This is a genomic window from Paraburkholderia sp. (assembly GCF_026225065.1).
In the GTDB taxonomy this organism is placed as follows: Bacteria; Pseudomonadota; Gammaproteobacteria; order Burkholderiales; family Burkholderiaceae; genus Paraburkholderia.
In genome coordinates this window covers 25644-43820 of the sequence record NZ_JAMFSB010000044.1, presented here as the reverse complement: position 1 = coordinate 43820, position 18177 = coordinate 25644, and the positions used below count along the sequence as shown (strand labels likewise).

The window sequence follows — 18177 nt, the reverse complement described above, 5'->3', positions numbered from 1 at the left end:
CAAGCATCAAAGCTTGATGACATATTGCTGGTTGTCGCGCGGGTTCTTGATGAGGTTGCAGACGGCGCTGGTGTCACTCGGCGGTTGCGCCTGGAAGGTCTCGACGATATTGAGCTTCTTGTTGCGGACCTCGGCAATATTGACGTTCAGCACGCAGTGATGCGTGGCTGCGTCGATCGAGACCTTGCCGCTGGGCGCGTCGATGCTGATACCCGACTCCAGCGCTTCGATCACTTTTATGCGGTCCAGCGTGCCGGCTTTTTTCACGCCCTGCGCCCACAGGTTGAAGCCCTGGTAAGTGCCCATCGCCAGTTCGGTGATGTTCGGATAGTTGGCGCCGAAGCGTTTGTGAAAGCGGTCCTTGAATGCCGTATTGACGGGGTTGTCGATCGTCTCGAAGTAGTTGTAGCAGACGAGGAAACCGTCGCATTCGTCGGGCGAGAGCACGATCTGCTCGTTGCCGCCAGCGAAGGTGGTGGAGGCAAGAGGAATCTTCTTGTGCAGACCCGCTGCGGCCCACTGGCGATAGAACGACATATGCGCGCCGCCCACCAGCGCAGAGACGAGCATATCGGGCTTGGCGGCCTAATCTTCGAGATCGACGGACCGAAGTTCGTGACATCGAGCGGGAAAAAATCGATCGATGCCACCGACCCACCATTGTCCTGCACGAATTTCTTGACCCACTGCGAGGTGATCTGGCCATAGTTGTAGTCCGCTGCGACCACGTAGACCTTTTTGCCCCACTTCTTCATTGCATAAGGCACCAGCTTCGCCACGGTTTGACCCGGCGTCACGCCCGTGCAGAACGTATTGCGGTCGCACACGCCACCCTCGTATTGGGTGTTGTAGAAATACAGGGTCTTGTAGCGGTCGAGCACCGGACGCATGACCTCGCGCGAAGCGGAGGTGATGCCCCCGTGCACGACCGCGACCTTGTCTTTCAAGGCAGCTTGCTGGGAAAACTGCGTATAAAGCTGCATGTTCGACTGCGGATCATAGGTGAGCAATTTGATCTTCTTGCCCAGCAGTCCACCTTGCGCGTTCCATTCTTCGACGGCGAGCGTCAGGCAGTCGGCCATGGGCTTGCCGTAAATATCGAGTCCTCCTGATAAATCGGTGATCCCGCCCACGACAATTTCATCCTCGGCCGATGCGTCAAACGATATGCCGCAGGCCGCACCAGCAGCCAGCGAGAGAGCGGAGGTCTTGATGAAGGAACGGCGATCCATGGAAAGATTCCTGAAGGTGAACAAGATCGAATACGAGCGCTATGTTAGCGCTCTCTACGCCTAATCCGCCAGTGGCGTCAAAGCGTTTTCCAGTCTGCAGCCTGCTCGAATGCGTAAGCGCCGCGATAGATCGTCGCTTCGTCCCAGTGCTTGCCGATCAACATCATGCCGACCGGCAGGCCTTCAACCATGCCGCATGGCACGCTCATCGCCGGGTGGCCGGTAACGTCGAACGGGCAGGTGTTGGGCAGCATCTCGAAGGCACGTTGAATCACTTCCTCGAGAGGCGCGTCTGCGGCGGGCAAAGGCGTCGCAGTCAGCGGCAACGTCGGCATCAGGAGCAGGTCGTAATCGGCCAGCGCCGTGTCGTACGCCAGCGTCAGTTGCCGCGACAGATTCTGGGCCTTCGCGTAGAAGTGGCCACGATAGTGCTTGATGAAGTACTCGCCCAAGACCATGGTGAGCTTCAGCGTCTCCGAGAGCTCGTCTGCACGTTCGCGCCAGCCGGCATGGAAGTCCACCATGCCGGTCACATACAGTCCCTTCCAGTTGAAGCCGTGACCGTTGTCTTTCATCATCTGCTGGGTCGCGCCTTCGGCGGCGATCGGCAGCCAGATGGCGGGGCCGAGCAGATGCATCGGGATCGATACTTCGCTGACCTTCGCACCCAGATCGCTATAGCGCGCCGCGGCTTCGCGCACTTTGGCGTCAGACGCGGCCTGCGACTGCGGCCACCCGAAGCCCTCTTTGACCACGGCGATCTTTAGGCCTTTGACGCTTTCTTTCATCAGGTCGCTGTAGGGCTTGGCCGTCTGCCCCGCGTATTGACGCGGATCCAGGCCGTCAGGGCCGGCGAGGACTTCGAGCATGATGGCGTTGTCAGTGACGTTCGCGGTCATCGGGCCGGTGTGGTCGATCGTCAACTCGATTGGCATGACGCCGGTGTACGGCACCAGACCATGCGTGGCCTTCATGCCGTAGACGCCGCAGTACGACGCCGGCATGCGGATCGAGCCGCCCTGGTCGCCGCCGATCGCGAGATCGACCTCGCCCGCAGCCACCAGCGCGGCGCTACCGGACGACGAGCCCCCAGCCGAATACCCTCTGCGGTGCGGATTATGGACGGGCGCTGGCGAACTCGTATGCGAGCCTCCGGAAAAGCAGAAGTACTCGCACGTGGCCTTGCCGACGATTGTCGCGCCGGCGTCGAGCAGGCGCGTCACGATGGTGGCGTCCACGTCGGGCACGTAGCCTTCCAGCGTCGAGGCGCCATTCATCATCGGCACGCCGGCGAGGCAGACGTTGTCCTTGAGCGCGACCGTCTTGCCAGCCAGCTTGCCGCCCGGCGCGCCTTTGACTTCGGCTTTGACGTACCACGCGCCATAGCGATTTTCTTCGCCGCTCGGACGATAGCCCGGCGTTCGCGGGTAGGTTACGCGCGGCAGATAGTCGGGGAGGGCATCGACGACATCGTAAGCGTCGAAGTTCGCTTGCAGCAAGCCGTTGTAGCTAGCCAGTTGCGTTTCTGAAAGGTGAATGCCGAGGCTCAACGCGACATCTTCAAGTTGGCTCAGCGTAGGACGTTTGACTGCCATGGTTGCTCCGTAAGTTGAATTCCGGACAGACCTGCGGCTACTGTGCTGCCGGTAACCATTCGACGATGGAAGGCGGCGCGGTCAGGCACCTGGATGCCTGACCAACTTGCGAGCAATGGTATGGACGACTATTTTCTGAGTCAACCATTTTATTTTCCATGGAAAATAAAATGGCACCAACGGAGTGTGCGGCGCGATCAGAGATGGGTCAGCACGCGGAATGCGTGACCGTCGACCCTTGCCAGATAGATCGGCACCCGGTTGACCCGGCCGCCAGCGTAAACTGCGCCACGAGCGCTGCGGTAGGAGAGGGGCGCGGTGCCGAGGCGGGCCAGACTGGCGGTAGTGGCATTGCGCTGTCGCGCGTCGTTGAGCAGAGCGGCAAGGAAGTGGATGCCTTCGTAGGTCGACTGCCCAAAGGTATCCAGCGTCGGCGCACGTACGCCGCAATGGCTGTGATAGCGCTCCTTGAACGACTGGTTGGCGTCGGTATCCAGTGATGCGAAGTAACCGGAGGCGACGTAGAGGTTGTCCGTGTTCCTTGCTCCGATACCGAGCAGTTCGTTCTCGCCGAGCGCGCACGACAGGCGCAGAACGTGTGAGGCGAGGTCGGCGTGGCCGAAGGCGCGATTGAAGTCCACCGCGTCCTGGCCGATCAACGAGAGCAGGACGGCGTCTGCACGTTGCTCGCGAATCTGGTCGAGAACGTATTCATAGTCGCCGCCGCCGAAGGGCAGAAACATCTCGCCGACGACGCTGCCGCCGGATTCGGCGACGAAACGGTGTGCGACCTGATGCGACGCGCGCGGCCACACATAGTCGTTGCCGATGAACATCCAGCGCCGCGGACGGTGGTGCTCGTTCAGCCAATGAATGGCGGGACGCAGTTGTCTGGAGATCGTTTCGCCAATTGCGAATACCCCGGGCGTACGTTCGCCGCCCTCGTAGAGCGGTGTGTACACGAAAGGGATGCGGCCGCCGATTGCGTGCAGGAGGTCATGGCGAACCGCACTGGTGTGCATGCCGACGAGGGCATCGACGGCGCCTTCCTCAACCAGTTCGACCAGACTGTCTTCGATCGCCTGCGCGTCGTCGCCGGCGTTGAGGGTGATCAGCCTGCAAGGCCGGCCGGTGATGCCCGACCCGCTGTTGAGCTCAGCCACGGCGAGGCGCGCCGACGCCAGCGCGGACGGCCCCCAGATGCCCGCGGCGCCACCGAGCGGCACGCACAAGGCGATGTTTAATTCCTGCTTACTGCTTCGGGTACCGAGACGCTGACTCATCGATGGGCGTGTGATGCCAAAGTGGTCGAACACGTAAGCGAGGCTAGCCGCGACGCCTGACCGGCAAAAACGTCATGCCGTACGCAAGCGTTGCACCAACCACGGGCGGACGAGCGCCAGCTTGGCACATTTTCAGCCAGTTTTGCACCGATACTTTCCACGGAAAATTAATTTGCGTAAGATCGATGCCATTGCTTCGACACCATGCATCTACCATGCCCGAACACGACCTTTCGCAGTATCTCGCCTGGCTTCTGGCCTCGGCGCACCGGCAGATGAAGATGGGCATTGCCCAATCGATTGCCGATGAGGACGTCAACGAGGAGCACTGGCGCATTCTGCAGGTCGTATCCGACGAGCAAGGTCATTCGATGGGCGAACTCGCCGAGCAGGTGCTACTGAATGGGCCCGCGCTGACCAAGAACGTCGACAAACTGGTGAGCCGCGGACTCGTACAGCGCGCACAGGACGCGCAAGACAGTCGCAAGGTACTCTTGTATATCAGCGATCGCGGGCTGGAGATGGTGGGGCGATTGAAGCGTAGCGTGGATGCGCATCATGAGGCGATCGAAGACGCGCTTGGACCGCGTAACTCGAAGCAGTTGAAGCGCCTGCTGGAGCGGCTAATCGAGGAGTCGCGGCCGGTATGATGTGTGGTTTGCACGGCGTTGCCTAAGCGACCGTCAGCGGTTGTTCAAGGAAACTAACGACTTCATTTGCCGGGATGGGTCTGGAATACAGATAGCCCTGAACCATCAGACCGCCTAGCGTTTTGAGAATGGCCAGCTCGTCTCTTGTCTCGATGCCTTCGATAATGCAATCAAGATCCATGTCCCGGCTGAGCGCGAGGAGCGACTTGACGATCTTGTAGCTCGTGGGATTCGTGTTTAGATCCGCGACGAAACTACGGTCGACCTTGATCTTGGTGAGCGGCAACGCATGAAGGTGCGTCAGGCTCGAAAAGCCGGTTCCAAAGTCGTCGAGAGAAATACCGCATCCGAGTGCTCGCAACGTCTCCGTGGCACGACGGACCTGCGCAAAATCACGAATGAAAGCGGTTTCGGTTATTTCCAGATCGAGACGAGCCGGATCGAAGCCGCTTTTGCCGATCTCCGTAATGATGTCGAGGACGGTATCCGGAGAGCTAAGATCGTGGGCAGACAGGTTAAACGAAAGACGGATGGACGACGGCCAAAGCAGCGCGTGCACAAGTGCTTTCTTCAGTAGTGTTTTAGTGATCCTCTCGATCATTCCGGTGCGTTCTGCAACGGGAATGAATTGCGCCGGTGTGATGGAGCCCAACGTGGGGCTGGTCCACCGGGCGAGTGCTTCGAATCCAATGGTCGCGCGGTTCGAAACATCGACGATCGGCTGGAACACGACCGTCAGTTCATCCTGGAGGTTGGCGTGTTGCAGCGCCTGCTCGATCTTTGCTTCGTAGCGGATCTTGGCATCGTGGTCGGTGGAGAACAGCGTCACCTTGCCACGACTGCCGCGCTTTCCGTGATACAGCGCATAGTCGGCGTTCGCAAACAGTTGCGTCGTGTCGCTCGCCATATCGGGAAAGACCGAGAAGCCGATCGACCCGCCTATTTGCAGCGTAATATCGCCCATCGATGCAACAGCTCGTATGGCAGAACAGATCAATTCTCCGTTCGCCAGCAGTTCGACCGTGTCGCCAAAGTTCGAAGCTACAATCGAGAATTCATCCCCACCGAGTCTTGCGACATAGTAGTTTTCCGGACATGCCTCGACGAGGCGCGTTCCAATGATCTGCAGCAGTTTATCGCCGGTGGCATGGCCGTAGATGTCGTTGACGAGTTTGAAGCCATCCAGGTCGATAATGCCGACGGCGAGACGGCTTCCATCCGATTTCGCTTTCGTATAGGCATAATCAAGGTACGAAAAAAACGCGCGACGGTTGGCCAACCCCGTCAGGCTATCGATATTGGCGAGCCGGAAATTCTCCGCTCGCGCACTGACCATGCCGGTAAAGTCACGATAGTGAACCAGCAGGATGGCGAGCATCGCCGCGGAAACAAGCGCCGTGTTGACGGCGATTGCGACAAAGACCAAGGTCCCGGACAGGGCGAAGAAGACGACAAACAAGCCGTTTACAATGAATGCAACCGTGAAGGCGGCCGTCCGCAAATGCATCATGCAGAAAATCACGCCAATCACGGTGATGGCCATATAAAAGGCTACGTGAGCCTTTTCATACGGGTCGCCGTAAGGGAAGAGCGCGAACGCCCACAGCGTAAAGGTGAGAGCAATAACGGGCGCGAGTCGTTGGGTACGGGAGAGCGCTTTTAACGCAATCTCATGGGTTGCTTCCTGCCGCGAGCGACGCAGCCAGCCGATCAAGCGCACCACCGAGATCACAGTCATGATGACGGGTATGTCGACGGTCAGCCAATGCGGCGCCACGTGCATGTGCGTTGTCGCGAGCCCCCATGTATTGATCATCAGGACCACGTACATGAGCGGCATCTGAAACGTGAAAGCTCGGTACTGGGCGATCAGCAGATCCGGATTGTCTCGCGGAATGCTCGCAATTTCTCTAACGGCTTTCAGGAGTTTCGTGAGCTTCATAATTGCGTATTCCCGCGGGTCCATCGCTAACGAGTCCAATCTGCGAAATCGGACCGCCAAGCGCCAATCTCGGCTCTCCTAACGGTACCGATACGCGGCCTGTCCATTGTCCGAAGTTGTCCTTGTTGCGTGTATCGAATCGTTTATGTCCGCGGCTGAACTTTGTGAAGCTAAGGTGAAGGGACCATAACCATGGTTGCTACTTCGGTATACGGCAGCGCGCATCGATCTCTGTAGCGCGTGGGCGTAGGGATTTCCTGAATTTTTTGTAAGGGCGCGTTTTTTGGAGCTTGGAAGGCTGCTTTTATAGGGAAAGCGCTACATTGACCCCGTTTGTGACCGTCACAGAACTTTCATTCAGGATTACCTGACGTAATTTTCAGCCATCCCCGATCTTCAGTTGCAGCCCCGTTTTGCCGTATAACTCGCTGTGTCTGGAGATAGATGGCTCCAGTGCTTCTGGTCTCTCACGTCCTGACCCTCGAAACTCAGGATTTATTGCGTCGTGCTTGCACGACGCTTTTTTTTTGCGGTAACCGAGTTGGAAACTGGCATCGAGTGGTGCGCTGGTGCCTGTGCAGCGGGGCGAGGATCATGGCGTTGCCGTGTCGCTGGTCGATTCCAGGTCACACGTCATGCCCGACGTTGTTGAAGTTGCGCCAGACGCGCCCAGCTCTGAGTGAATTGCCTGAGTGGCGGCGGGGTGGGCTTCCTCGAGTGCAAGGGTCTCGATAGGAAGCGTTGTTGCGGCATCGATCGCATCGAGGTAGCTGAAGTGATAACGGTCGTACGTCGCTCGAAGTCTTCCGAGCCCGTGGTGGAAATCGCCCCGAAACGTTGTCCAGAGGCCCAGCGGGTAGTGCGCGCATTCGACGTACGTGTCCTGCTGTTGCACATCGTCGTTTCCGCCATCGAGAACCAGATGCTCGATGGTCTTCGATTCGCACAATGCCACCGCGAGGATGCAAAAGACGGCTATCAGGAGGGTCCCAAGGATTGTTGCGCGCATGTTGAGTCGAATCACGTTGATATCGGTGAATACAGACTCAAACAGGACAACAAAGTTTTTTACGCGACCTTACGGGCGATTTCCTGGTGATGTCGACGACGTTCGGCCGGCACAAAAAAAGAGGCCCGCCGAGGGAAGGGCGGACCTTAGCACATACGTCGAGGTACCAACGGCGCTACTACGAGGGGTTGAAGTAGCGTGGAATGGATTGTACTGAGCCGACGGGGGTATTGCGGATGTGGTAATCGCACGTAAGAAAAGGTCGGTTTTTAGTTTGCGGTCTGGAGGCTTCTGCCGCATTTCATTTACTCTTGAGTTGTGGAAAATTGTCGAGCGGGCGGGGGACTTCGTTGGAATAAACTCGCGAGGGCCAGCGTTTTCTCTTGTTGCTACGACCCTCTCTTATGCGATTTCAGGAGCCTTCTCTGATGTCACGGTGTACCGATACCGAATTCTTTTGCCTCCTCTCCGACAGCTACCGCCGACTCGTGGGGAAGTCACTCGTTCCTGACGGCATGAGCGTTTCTGAAGGCGCTGCCTGGCTTTATGAGGCGGCGCCGTTTGGTGTTCTTGCACATAGTGCTTCGGCAGATCCTGTCTTCGTTTATGGCAACGTGCGCGCTCAGGCGATCTTTGGGTATAGCTGGGATGAGCTTATCGCGCTGCCTTCGCGGCTTTCTGCGGAAATGCCTGAGCGTAGCGAGCGACAGGCGTTTCTCGATCAGGTCGCGCGTGATGGTTTTGTTACCGGGTATCGGGGAGTGCGTGTTGCCAAGTCGGGTGAGCGATTCTGGATCGAACACGCTACTGTTTGGCAGTTGGTGGATGAGGCGGGAACGTATCGGGGGCAGGCGGCGATGATTCCGCGGGTGGAGGGGATTGGGGAGAGGGGGTGAGGGCGGGTGGGGCGTCGGTGTCCCATGAGGTTTGAGCGCTTGGACCGGTGGGCCCCCTTGATTGGGCCCCTTAACGCATCATGCCGTGTGATTTCGCCCAATCGCGCAGCGCGTCATTCATACGCGTTTGCCAACCCTCTCCCTGAGCCTTGTACGCTTCAATCACGTCAAGATCGATACGCAGGTTCATTTGAGCTTTGTTCGAGCCGGTCGGTCGGCCGCGCCCACGCCTCACGAGCTCGCCTGCGCGGTCCTCGTCGGCGCCCTGGAAGAATTCGTCGCCGAGTTCGGGGATTTCGTCGTAGTCGGTCTTCTTGATACGTTGCGAGTCAACTTTCGCCAAGGCGCTGTGCAAACCGCTTTTCTTCGCGTTCATTTGCCTTCCTCATGGTGAATGAGCACCTTCTGGACAATACGGAAATTCGAGGCGTCATGCATGGCGAAAGCTCCGATTGGTGAGGAGAATCTGCCGAGGTACATGCTGAGAGTTATCGCGTAAAGAGGTGGCCTCACTCGTTCGGACAGTCTTCTGAGATTTTAAGTGGAACGTGCGGGGCGGTCATGCAGGGGCGAGTCCAGCAGCATTGTTGAGTTACCCGTAGTAGTTTTTGCCTTAGCTTCTGCGGGCGGGATATAGCCGAGCGGTTCCATCAGTCGATGAAAACCATGCCACCCGTTCCAGCGTCGCCTGTTCGACAGACTCACGCCTTTTCCACGGCCACGACGATGAATCATTTCCGCCTTGCATAGGCCGTGGATCGTTGATTTCCAACAACTCGAACTGATGACCGATAACGAGCAAGCTGAAAAGCCTAGACAAGCTTTTCGAAGGGCGACACCTCAGCTGTTAACCGCACGACGTGTCAGGGGTTGATACCCCGGGCAAGCAATAATGATGCCATGTGTGTCGTTAAGCGTTGTGTCGGTTAGTAGCGGCCAGAATGCATGCAGTCATGCTGTTTGCTTCGCACGCCACACCAACCGGGCTATAGAGCCAACGTTCTCGACGACACCGCGTCCAAATGATTGTTAACAAAATTATGTGCTTTGTTAACATTTCAACCGCCATCATTAGATAGGTGGTGCAGGTTCCGTCTGGCAGACCATGCAAATGCTCGCATTCCCTCAGACACGCGTCTCTCGGACTGCATGGTTCGGTTCTTGCGTTCAGACCATGTAGGTTCTTCGTCGGGCCACAAAATTTTTACACCTGCTGTGAAGCTATTAAATTATCAAGATTGTCAATTTTTACTGGAGCAATAAAATGAACGACAAGGACATTCCTCTTGCCAATAGCAAGGTTTTATATCGAACGTTACTGCGAGAAGAAGGGTACGGAGTTGCGCAGACAACAGTTCTTGTTGGGGGGGAGACATTATGGCACCGTCATACAAACGTCAACGATCGCTTCACTGTAATCAGAGGTGTGTTGACCGTTGAAACTAAAATTGGCGATATGGTTGAGAAAATAGAAGTGCATGATTACTATTCCATCGATCCTGGCGTGACGCATCACGTTAAAAATGAAACTGATGACATTGTCGTCTACATTACTGTCCAATCGGGAGGCATACAAGATATTGTGCTCACTCCGACTGAAGGGTTGCCTCAAATCGACACCCCCTAAATTTGTCATGCGAGCGATCATACGTGCGCAGGTACATAGCTGCTGGATAACGGTACTAAAAGGGGCCTCGCCGAAGGCCCTTGCCACCGGACGACGGGGTTAGTGGCGTGCCTGAACGGTACGAGCGACTGGTTGGCTCTATCGGTCTGATTGGCCCGAGACGTCGCGTCAGAATCGATTTGAGCGGCAGTTCTGTCCTGTTTTACCTGACGGTCACGATTCCAAGCACCCGGATCCGATAGTTCAGTTGGCTGAGCGTTAGTCCAAGTTTCTGCGCTGCTTGCGATTTGACGCCTCCAGCTAGCTTTAGCGCCATGATGATCTGCTCGCGGTCTGCTTCGCCGATACGACGCGCCGGTAGGATCACGATGTCTGCGCCTTGCGTCGGCGCTTCCTTTCCTGTCACGGGTACACTGTCTTCCGAAGTGAGGACTGACAGAACCGCAGGGGCATCGATGAGAACAGAGTCCGAAAGCAGCGCGAGCCGATCCACGACGTTCTGCAGCTGGCGCACGTTGCCAGGCCATGTATAGCGGATCAATGCAGCTAATGCGTCGCCGGACAGACGCACGTTGCGCCCGAATCGCTTGTTCGCCTCCAGCACAAAATGCCCGAGCAGCGAAGCAACGTCTTCCGCACGCTCGCGAAGGGGCGCGATGTGAATGGGAACCACGTAAAGCCGGTAAAACAAGTCGAGGCGGAATGTGCCGTTGGCGACTTGCTGCTTGAGGTCCTGATTCGTCGCGGCAACGATCCGGACGTCGAGCTTGCGTTCCTTCGAGGAGCCGATGCGCGACACTGTGCGCTCCTGCAGCGTGCGCAGGAGCTTGACCTGCATGCTGAAGGGCAGGTCGCCAATTTCGTCGAGAAACAAGGTACCGCCGTCCGCCTCCTCGAAGCGACCGGTCCTGTTGGTCGAAGCGCCGGTGAAGGCTCCCTTCTCGTGACCGAACAACTCAGATTCGAACAACGCTTCCGGGACCGCACCACAATTGACTCTTACAAATGGTGCTCGGCTGCGCGAACTCGCCGCGTGAACTGCCTGCGCTAGCAGTTCCTTGGTAAGCGTCATTTGAAGGCCGTATCGACATCGACGTTGAGAGTGTCCAAAGTGATGTCCATCACTTCGAGTAGTGGGGACCACTTTGATGACAGAGACCGGCAGAGCTGGAAGCCGCAAGGGGCGGCCGAATTACGCGCCTGAATTCCGGCGTGAAGTTGCAGTGGCCGCGTGTGAGCCGGGCATCTCGGTGGCGAAGCTCGCGCAGTCGCACGGTCTGAATCCGAACATGGTGTTCAAGTGGCGCAGGCAATACCGTGCCGACCTGCCGGGCAACAAGAGGGAGAGCGAAGCGGCAGTGTTCGTTCCGGTGGCGATATCGCTGGATGATCCGACGGCGGTTTCGTCGCTACCGGTGCCAACAGCGCAATTGCCATTGCGCGCACAGGAAGCCGCGACTCCAGGTATCGAGATCGAGCTTAATGGCGCACGCGTGCGAGTGAGCGGGAAGGTAGACCCAGCCCAGCTGCGACTGGTGCTGCATTGCCTGAGGCCGGCATGATCGCGCTGCCGACCGGCACCCGCATCTGGCTCGCCGCAGGCATCACCGACATGCGCCGTGGCATGGATGGTCTGGCTGCACTGGCGCAGGTGGCGCTTGAGCAAGACCCGTTCTCAGGCCACGTGTTCGCTTTCCGTGGTCGCCGGGGCGGTCTGGTGAAACTGCTGTGGTGGAGTGGCGATGGAATGAACCTGTACGTCAAGCGCCTGGAGCGTGGCCGTTTCATCTGGCCGCAGGCCGACGCGGGATGCATCCATCTGTCGGCGGCACAACTGTCGATGCTGCTCGAAGGCATCGACTGGCGACGCCCCGAACGGACGTGGAAACCCGGATGCGCCGCGTAAATTTGCCCCTACTTCTGCGCGTGCCTGGTAAGCTCTCAGGCATGCCAGTCAGCCGACTTCCCGACGACATCGACACACTCAAGCGCATGCTTGTCTCGCGCGAAGAAACCATCGCGCGCCTGCTTGCCGAAATCTCGCGTCTGAAGCGCTGGCAGTACGGACGCTCGTCGGAGCGCATGGCAGAACTGACGGGACAACTGCAGCTCGCACTCAGTGACGGGTCACTGCCGCAGCAAGATGCCGTGGCGGCACCGGCGCCAGAACCGGTGCGTGATGAACCTGTAGACACGAAAGCGCCGGTGGTCCCACTACGCCGCCGCTCGCGCGAATTCCCTGCGCACCTGCCACGCGAGGTGGTGGAGCACAAGCCACAGGACTGCGACTGCCCCGAGTGCGGCGGCCGGCTGCGCAAGCTGGGTGAAGACGCCTCCGAGATGCTGGACTACGTGCCGGGGTACTTCCGGGTGATCCGCCACGTGCGCCCCCGGCTGAGCTGCAGCCGTTGTGCGAAGGTCGTCCAGGAAGCGGCGCCGTCGCGCCCGATCGCACGCGGCATGGCCGCAGCCGGCCTGCTGGCACAGGTGGTAGTTGCCAAGTACGCCGACCATATGCCGTTGTACCGGCAGGCAGGAATCTATCTGCGTGCCGGCATTGAACTCGACCGTGCCACCCTGGCCTCGTGGGTTCGCGAGTCCGCCGCACTGCTGCAGCCGCTGGCGGATGTCGTTGGTCGATATGTGCGTGAGGCGCAAAAAATCCATACGGATGACACTCCCGTCCCGGTGCTGGAGCCCGGACGCGGCAAGACGCGTACGGCGCGGTTGTGGACGTATGTACGCGATGACCGGCCGACGGGCAGCCGGGCACCCCCGGCGGTCTGGTACCAGTACTCGCCCGACCGCAAGGGAGAGCGACCCCGTACGCATCTGCAGGGCTGGTCGGGCATCCTGCAGGCGGATGCCTATAGTGGCTACGATGCGCTGTACCGCGATGGCACGATCATCGAGGCAGCGTGCTGGGCCCATGTGCGGCGCAAGTTCTACGACCTGTACGAACTGGAGCGTTCGCCGGTGGCGCAGGAGGCACTCAGCCGCATCGCGGCGCTATATGCCATCGAGCGCGAGGTGCGCGGCCGCAAGCCGGAGGTCCGGCAGTCGGTGCGCATGACGCGGGCATTGCCGCTCGCAGGTGCGCTGAAGGACTGGCTCGAACATACGCTCGCGCAGGTCTCGGTGAAGTCGGGCCTTGGCAAGGCGATCCGGTATGCGCTGGGGAACTGGCCTGCGCTGGTGCGCTACTGTGAAGACGGACGCATCGAGATAGATAACAACACCGCGGAGCGATCAATCAGGCCGCTGGTTCTCGGCAGGCGCAACTATCTGTTCGCTGGTTCTGACGGCGGTGGACAGAGTGCGGCGGTCATCTACAGCCTGATCGGCACGGCACGCCTGAATGGTATCGAACCGTATGCGTATCTGCGTACGGTGTTCGAGCGGATTGCCGATCATCCCATCAACCGGATTGACGAGTTGCTGCCGTGGCATTTGATGCCGGTGAAGCAACCGGTCCAGCAGGCTGCGTGACGATGACATTGACTCGCAAACCCGCGTTACGCGCGGTCAACTCACCGGCACCGGTCTACCAGCTGCACATCGAGCTGAAGTATCTGAAGCCGGCGGTCTGGAGGCGGGTTCTGGTCCCCGCCTCGATCAAGCTGCCGAAGCTGCATGTCCTGCTGCTGTGGGCGATGGGCTGGGATGGCGGCCATCTGCACGAATTCGTGTTCGGCGACATCAACTACGGGGTGCCCGATCCGGACTTCCCGAGTGACCCTCCGATGCTCAACGAAGCGCGGGTGAGCCTGGGCAAGGCGCTCGGTGCGCTGAAGTCATTCACCTACATCTACGATTACGGTGACAACTGGCAGCATCGTGTGAAGGTCGAGAAGGTCCTGCCGCCTGATCCTGAGTTGCGCTCGCCCATCTGCCTGGGCGGCCGCAATGCCTGTCCGCCGGAAGATGTTGGCGGTGTACCCGGCTACATCGAGTTCCTCGACGCGATCATCGATCCCGCTCATGAGGAACACCACCGGTTGCTCGACTGGTGCGGCGGTAGTTTCGATCCTTCTGCCTTTGACCTCCAAGGCCTCAACGAACGCCTCTTCGAGATCAAATTCTGATCGTCAAGACGGCCGCCAAATGTCGCTTACGTTTCATATACAAGCGTCTGCGGGCCAGCGAACACGAACACCACCCGCAATGGACGGTCGGTCGGGTAACGCTGTGGCCGAATGCGTTCTACCTGGGGCATCACGTGGAATGGCGGGTGCCGATCGATGATCACAAAACCCTGAGTATCCTTTGGGTGTTTAGCCGGGTACCGAAGGAACAGGAGCCGTACGTTCAAAAGTCGATTCCGACGTGGTATGGGCCGCTTTACGACGAAAATGGCGATTGGATCAAAACTCACGTTGCGAACCAGGACTTCGCGGCATGGGTCGGTCAGGGGACCATCACGGACCGTACCAAGGAGACACTGGGCGCAAGTGACCGTGGAGTCATCATGATGCGCCGGAGATTTTTCGATGAGCTCGAGGCAGTTGCGAGTGGCAAACAGCCGAAGGCGTTGATCACGGATAAGGACAAGAATAAAGACGTGTATCTACCCTCCGCGTGCCGAGAGGAAATGATTAACGGCATGCCGAGGGAAGAGCAGATCAAGCACCCGCTACTGGGGCCTTTCCTGCTCGATTTCATTGGGCAGTCTGGGCAACCGGAGAGCGTTCGTGAGGCGTATGAGGAAGCGATTGGGCAGAAGACGCAGCGCGCGCAATATTTTGTCGTTCATGGCGCCAACGGCGACGAATGAGCAATGCAGCCGTTCTCGGGCCGGATGCCGGAGCGGCCGGAATCCGGCCCGATTGCAATTGAAACTGTTTATATGGAAGGCCACGTCGAGTGGCGTCGGATAATTATGAGCGGCAAAACACTCCTGGACGCTTTTGTCCGGACATTGCGTCAGGAAGCAATCGGAGTCCTTAGTGTCGAACTGATTCCGCAGTTGGGAGCGCACTTCCCCGAATTCGCTCCCGGTTCTCACATCGACTTACACCTTCCAAACGGGCTCGTGCGTAGCTACTCGCTTTGCAATTCCTTCCACGAGAAGAACCGGTACGTGCTTGGCATTCTGCAGGACAGTCGCAGCAGAGGGGGCTCCAGGTATGTTCACGAAGCCTTGCGATGCGGTGCATCAATCCCTATCAGTGAACCGCGAAACAACTTCGCGCTTGATCAGACTGCTGCCGCGACGATTCTGTTGGCAGGCGGAATTGGCATTACGCCAATACTGTCCATGTACCGAACGTTACGGGAAATGAATGCGGAAGTGCGCCTGATCTATTGTGCGCGCAGCCGCAGACAGGCAGCGTTTCTCGATGAGCTTGAGCGTCTCGGCGGTGACGTCCAGCTACATTTCGACGACGAGCATGACGGCAAGCCGCTCGAGTTGACCTCCGCACTCGCGTCGAGCCCGTCTGGCGTTCATGCCTATTGCTGTGGGCCGGAAGTGATGTTGAATGCGTTCGAGGCGGCATGTAGCCAGACAGGTATTGAACATGTCCATGTCGAACGCTTCGCGGGGGGCGCAGGTCTACAGGCATCGACGGTTGGCGGATTTACTGTCGAGCTGGCGCGAAGCGGGAAAACGCTGGAGATCAGCGAAGGCAAAAGCATTCTTCGCACATTGCTGGACGCCGGCGTGGACGTCGATCACAGTTGTGAAGAGGGTGTCTGCGGGGCTTGCGAGACTCGCGTGCTGTCAGGCTGTCCGGACCATCGTGACTCCGTGCTGAGCGCGGAGCAGAAATCGGCCAATAAAGTCATGATGGTATGTGTTTCGGGTCTAAAAAGCGGCAGGCTGGTGCTGGATCTTTGAACCGCGTCATGTCCCTGATTGCCGCAACGAAGCTGCGCAGACGTAACGATCGGGTCTTTGGGCACTTGGCCAATCTGTTGCTGCTTGCGGAACAATCTATCCCTCGTTGCCTCGCTTCTCTTTCAGTATCCATTCGGTAAACTGGCTTCATACCGTTAGTTTCGGTGCGGCTAGTCACCCTGGCTAGTCGCGGAACCTCTCCAGTGGATGGATATCATGAAAAGCACGACTATCTCGGCAGTTCTGGTAGCACTTATCGGTTTCGCAACTGTTCCGGCTTTTGCGCAAGACGAGCAACCCGTCACTCGCGCACAGGTCAAGGCAGAAGTGGCGGCGTTGGAGCACGTCGGCTACAACCCCGCCTATAGCCACGGCCCGGACTATCCGGCGAATCTGCAGGTGGCTGAGAAAAAGCTTGCCGCGAAGCAATTGAACGGATCGCAGTATGGCCCGTCGACTGACGGCACGTCGGCATCCGGTGCCCGTTAAGGCGGCGGTTGGAGTGCATTTCATCTGGTTGATGCACTCCTGAAACCCCTCTCGTCAATGCTAGAATTAAGGCGGTCGTCGGTTTCCTAAAAGCGCACCTTTCGCCTTAGGCGTGGTCGCTCAGGTCGATTAGATCTGTTCGCTTAAAGCTCATCCCCCGTTAGTAAAGTCGCGTTAGCGGGCTCGTCTCCATGAAACATGGAACACGTCGAACATATGGCAGCGTCAAAGCCAGTCGCTAAGCGATCGGGTCGCCGTCGAGGCGCCGGACGACCCAGCCAGTCGACGTCCGTGGGTGGCGTCGCTATCCTTGATGCTACGTTGCAGATACTGCGTGTGACACCGCCGGAGAAGGTGACGGTAGTCGATGTCGCATCCGCGGCCAAGGTGGACCCCGCGCTAGTTCGCTATTACTTCAAGAGCAGGCAAGGACTGCTTCGGGCTGCAGTAGCGCATATGCTCGAAGACGTACAGGCGAAGAGCAGGCCGATTGTTTCCGACGGAACCACACTTGAGCAGCGATTGCGGGGGCGTCTGGCCCTATTGATCACCGTGCTTCGGGAGAATCCGTATCTCCTCAGGCTGGTGCTCGGCGAGATCTACCGCGGCAACTCCACTCCGCGACACGATGAGATATTGCGGGGAATCGCATTGGGCGGTGTCTCTTTGAGCGAGGCCCTCCTGGCACCTGGCGGATCCGATACCATTTCGGACGAGGTCGATCCCCGCTTTCTGCACGTTGCGATGCTGGGTATCTGTACTTTTTTCATCGAGGCGAGACCTTTGCTCGATGTTCTCTTCGAAAAGAACGCGCGGCCCGACGGCTTGGCGGAACAATATATCGATTTCGCCACCAAACTGATCCTACGGGGCATCGTCAATGATGCCGATAAAAAGCAAAGGTCCCTAGCGATGGGCAGAAGGAAAAATAACAAATCGCAGGCCAATTGATAGAACGCCCCCGGCTTTACGCTACTGGCCAATCTGGTGAGTCCACTCTCGAGGGGACGGGTACGACTGGCCAGTTCCGATCCGATGGCCCCATCAGTGGTCGAACCCAACTTTCTGGCAGAGCCGCGCCATCTGGCGACACTGGTCGAGGCCGTCCGTTATCTTCGCAAGGTCGTGCGGACTGGTCCGCTCGCGGAGTTCATCGGCGACGAGATGCTTCCAGGTGCTTCAGTTCGTAAAGAAGAGCGGGGAGATCGCAAGCGATGTGAAATGGACAGTTAAACCAACTATCATCCGGTCGGCACATGCAAGATCGGCGCGGATGATGATCCACGCTTCCCATCCCGATACGTTCGGCAACCATTGTGAGCAGCACGGTAGTTGCCACGGAAATTTGCGCGCGGGACTATTCGAACGTTACCGCGTGCCGTCGCTCGCCTCCATATGTGCTGATGTCGTGCGACGAGTGGATCTTGCGCTACGTTGCGTCCGTCGAAAATCCTCATGGTTCTCGTTGACAACTATTTTTTGGGCTCCACAGTTTCGTCAAAATTCCTACAAGTAGGAATAACGTGGCACTGGTCCAAACCAGCGTCAAGATAGCGCATGCCGCGCCCACATGCGGCGCGCACGGATAAATCTCGTCTCTGGCTTGGGGTTGCAG

18 protein-coding genes and 3 pseudogenes are annotated in these 18177 nt (G+C 58.3%); 13 read left to right on the top strand and 8 right to left on the bottom strand.

Annotated elements, in window-relative coordinates:
• Nucleotides 1-6: 6 nt before the first annotated feature.
• From M0954_RS03370 to M0954_RS03360, 3 genes and pseudogenes are all read right to left on the bottom strand, one after another.
• Nucleotides 7-1082: pseudogene (locus M0954_RS03370) on the bottom strand (transporter substrate-binding protein).
• Nucleotides 1083-1309: 227 nt separating this feature from the next.
• Nucleotides 1310-2827 carry an amidase gene (locus M0954_RS03365; protein WP_297351643.1) on the bottom strand — a complete coding sequence of 506 codons (1518 nt, stop codon included), beginning with the start codon at nucleotides 2825-2827 and terminating at the stop codon, nucleotides 1310-1312.
• Between the two features lie 197 nt (nucleotides 2828-3024).
• Nucleotides 3025-4110 (bottom strand): substrate-binding domain-containing protein, encoded by a 1086-nt coding sequence (locus M0954_RS03360; RefSeq protein WP_122159097.1) that lies wholly within the window; start codon nucleotides 4108-4110, stop codon nucleotides 3025-3027.
• A gap of 215 nt (nucleotides 4111-4325) precedes the next feature.
• Between M0954_RS03360 and M0954_RS03355 the strand changes: the two genes are divergently transcribed.
• Nucleotides 4326-4760, top strand: coding sequence for a MarR family winged helix-turn-helix transcriptional regulator (locus M0954_RS03355; RefSeq protein ID WP_297351641.1), 435 nt, complete (start codon nucleotides 4326-4328; stop codon nucleotides 4758-4760).
• A gap of 22 nt (nucleotides 4761-4782) precedes the next feature.
• Here M0954_RS03355 and M0954_RS03350 read toward each other — a convergent pair whose 3' ends face one another.
• Together M0954_RS03350 and M0954_RS03345 are read right to left on the bottom strand one after the other, a co-directional pair.
• Entirely contained in the window at nucleotides 4783-6702 is a 1920-nt protein-coding gene (locus M0954_RS03350) for an EAL domain-containing protein (RefSeq protein ID WP_297351639.1), read from the bottom strand.
• Nucleotides 6703-7294: 592 nt separating this feature from the next.
• Entirely contained in the window at nucleotides 7295-7726 is a 432-nt protein-coding gene (locus M0954_RS03345; protein ID WP_122155974.1) for a hypothetical protein, read from the bottom strand.
• A 413-nt stretch (nucleotides 7727-8139) separates the two neighbouring features.
• On the opposite strand from M0954_RS03345, the gene M0954_RS03340 reads away from it, so the two are divergent.
• Nucleotides 8140-8607 (top strand): MEKHLA domain-containing protein, encoded by a 468-nt coding sequence (locus tag M0954_RS03340; protein WP_297351637.1) that lies wholly within the window; start codon nucleotides 8140-8142, stop codon nucleotides 8605-8607.
• 70 nt (nucleotides 8608-8677) lie between these two features.
• Here M0954_RS03340 and M0954_RS03335 read toward each other — a convergent pair whose 3' ends face one another.
• Both M0954_RS03335 and M0954_RS03330 read right to left on the bottom strand, forming a co-directional pair.
• The gene (locus tag M0954_RS03335) at nucleotides 8678-8983 is read right to left on the bottom strand and encodes a BrnA antitoxin family protein (RefSeq protein WP_297351635.1); all 306 of its coding nucleotides are present in this window, start codon (nucleotides 8981-8983) and stop codon (nucleotides 8678-8680) included.
• Between the two features lie 161 nt (nucleotides 8984-9144).
• Nucleotides 9145-9369, bottom strand: a pseudogene (locus tag M0954_RS03330) (hypothetical protein); the annotation flags it as partial.
• Between the two features lie 502 nt (nucleotides 9370-9871).
• Here M0954_RS03330 and M0954_RS03325 point away from each other — a divergent pair.
• Nucleotides 9872-10234 (top strand): cupin domain-containing protein, encoded by a 363-nt coding sequence (locus tag M0954_RS03325; RefSeq protein ID WP_297351633.1) that lies wholly within the window; start codon nucleotides 9872-9874, stop codon nucleotides 10232-10234.
• Between the two features lie 202 nt (nucleotides 10235-10436).
• On the opposite strand, the gene M0954_RS03320 is transcribed toward M0954_RS03325, so the two are convergent.
• A complete protein-coding gene (locus M0954_RS03320) occupies nucleotides 10437-11306 on the bottom strand; it encodes a sigma-54-dependent Fis family transcriptional regulator (protein ID WP_297351631.1) in 870 nt (289 codons plus the stop codon).
• Nucleotides 11307-11382: 76 nt separating this feature from the next.
• On the opposite strand from M0954_RS03320, the gene M0954_RS03315 reads away from it, so the two are divergent.
• From M0954_RS03315 to M0954_RS03275, 10 genes and pseudogenes are all read left to right on the top strand, one after another.
• A complete protein-coding gene (locus M0954_RS03315; RefSeq protein WP_297351629.1) occupies nucleotides 11383-11796 on the top strand; it encodes a transposase in 414 nt (137 codons plus the stop codon).
• On the top strand, nucleotides 11793-12140 hold the full coding sequence (gene tnpB, locus M0954_RS03310) for an IS66 family insertion sequence element accessory protein TnpB (protein WP_133894297.1): 348 nt from the start codon (nucleotides 11793-11795) through the stop codon (nucleotides 12138-12140). The genes M0954_RS03315 and tnpB overlap by 4 nt, the downstream gene beginning before the upstream one ends.
• Nucleotides 12141-12181: 41 nt before the next feature.
• The gene (locus tag M0954_RS03305; protein WP_297351627.1) at nucleotides 12182-13723 is read left to right on the top strand and encodes an IS66 family transposase; all 1542 of its coding nucleotides are present in this window, start codon (nucleotides 12182-12184) and stop codon (nucleotides 13721-13723) included.
• A gap of 2 nt (nucleotides 13724-13725) precedes the next feature.
• Nucleotides 13726-14319: a plasmid pRiA4b ORF-3 family protein gene (locus M0954_RS03300; RefSeq protein ID WP_297351625.1), complete on the top strand. Its 594-nt coding sequence runs from the start codon at nucleotides 13726-13728 to the stop codon at nucleotides 14317-14319.
• A gap of 146 nt (nucleotides 14320-14465) precedes the next feature.
• Nucleotides 14466-15008, top strand: a complete 543-nt coding sequence (locus tag M0954_RS03295; RefSeq protein ID WP_297351623.1) for a hypothetical protein — start codon at nucleotides 14466-14468, stop codon at nucleotides 15006-15008.
• Between the two features lie 105 nt (nucleotides 15009-15113).
• The gene (locus M0954_RS03290; RefSeq protein WP_133895043.1) at nucleotides 15114-16073 is read left to right on the top strand and encodes a PDR/VanB family oxidoreductase; all 960 of its coding nucleotides are present in this window, start codon (nucleotides 15114-15116) and stop codon (nucleotides 16071-16073) included.
• Nucleotides 16074-16289: 216 nt separating this feature from the next.
• Nucleotides 16290-16562, top strand: coding sequence for a DUF4148 domain-containing protein (locus M0954_RS03285; RefSeq protein WP_297351622.1), 273 nt, complete (start codon nucleotides 16290-16292; stop codon nucleotides 16560-16562).
• A 198-nt stretch (nucleotides 16563-16760) separates the two neighbouring features.
• A pseudogene (locus M0954_RS30305) lies at nucleotides 16761-16997 on the top strand (TetR family transcriptional regulator); the annotation flags it as partial.
• A 21-nt stretch (nucleotides 16998-17018) separates the two neighbouring features.
• On the top strand, nucleotides 17019-17513 hold the full coding sequence (locus M0954_RS03280) for a hypothetical protein (protein ID WP_297351620.1): 495 nt from the start codon (nucleotides 17019-17021) through the stop codon (nucleotides 17511-17513).
• 36 nt (nucleotides 17514-17549) lie between these two features.
• Nucleotides 17550-17795: a GMC oxidoreductase gene (locus tag M0954_RS03275; protein WP_297351618.1), complete on the top strand. Its 246-nt coding sequence runs from the start codon at nucleotides 17550-17552 to the stop codon at nucleotides 17793-17795.
• Nucleotides 17796-18177: the final 382 nt, after the last annotated feature.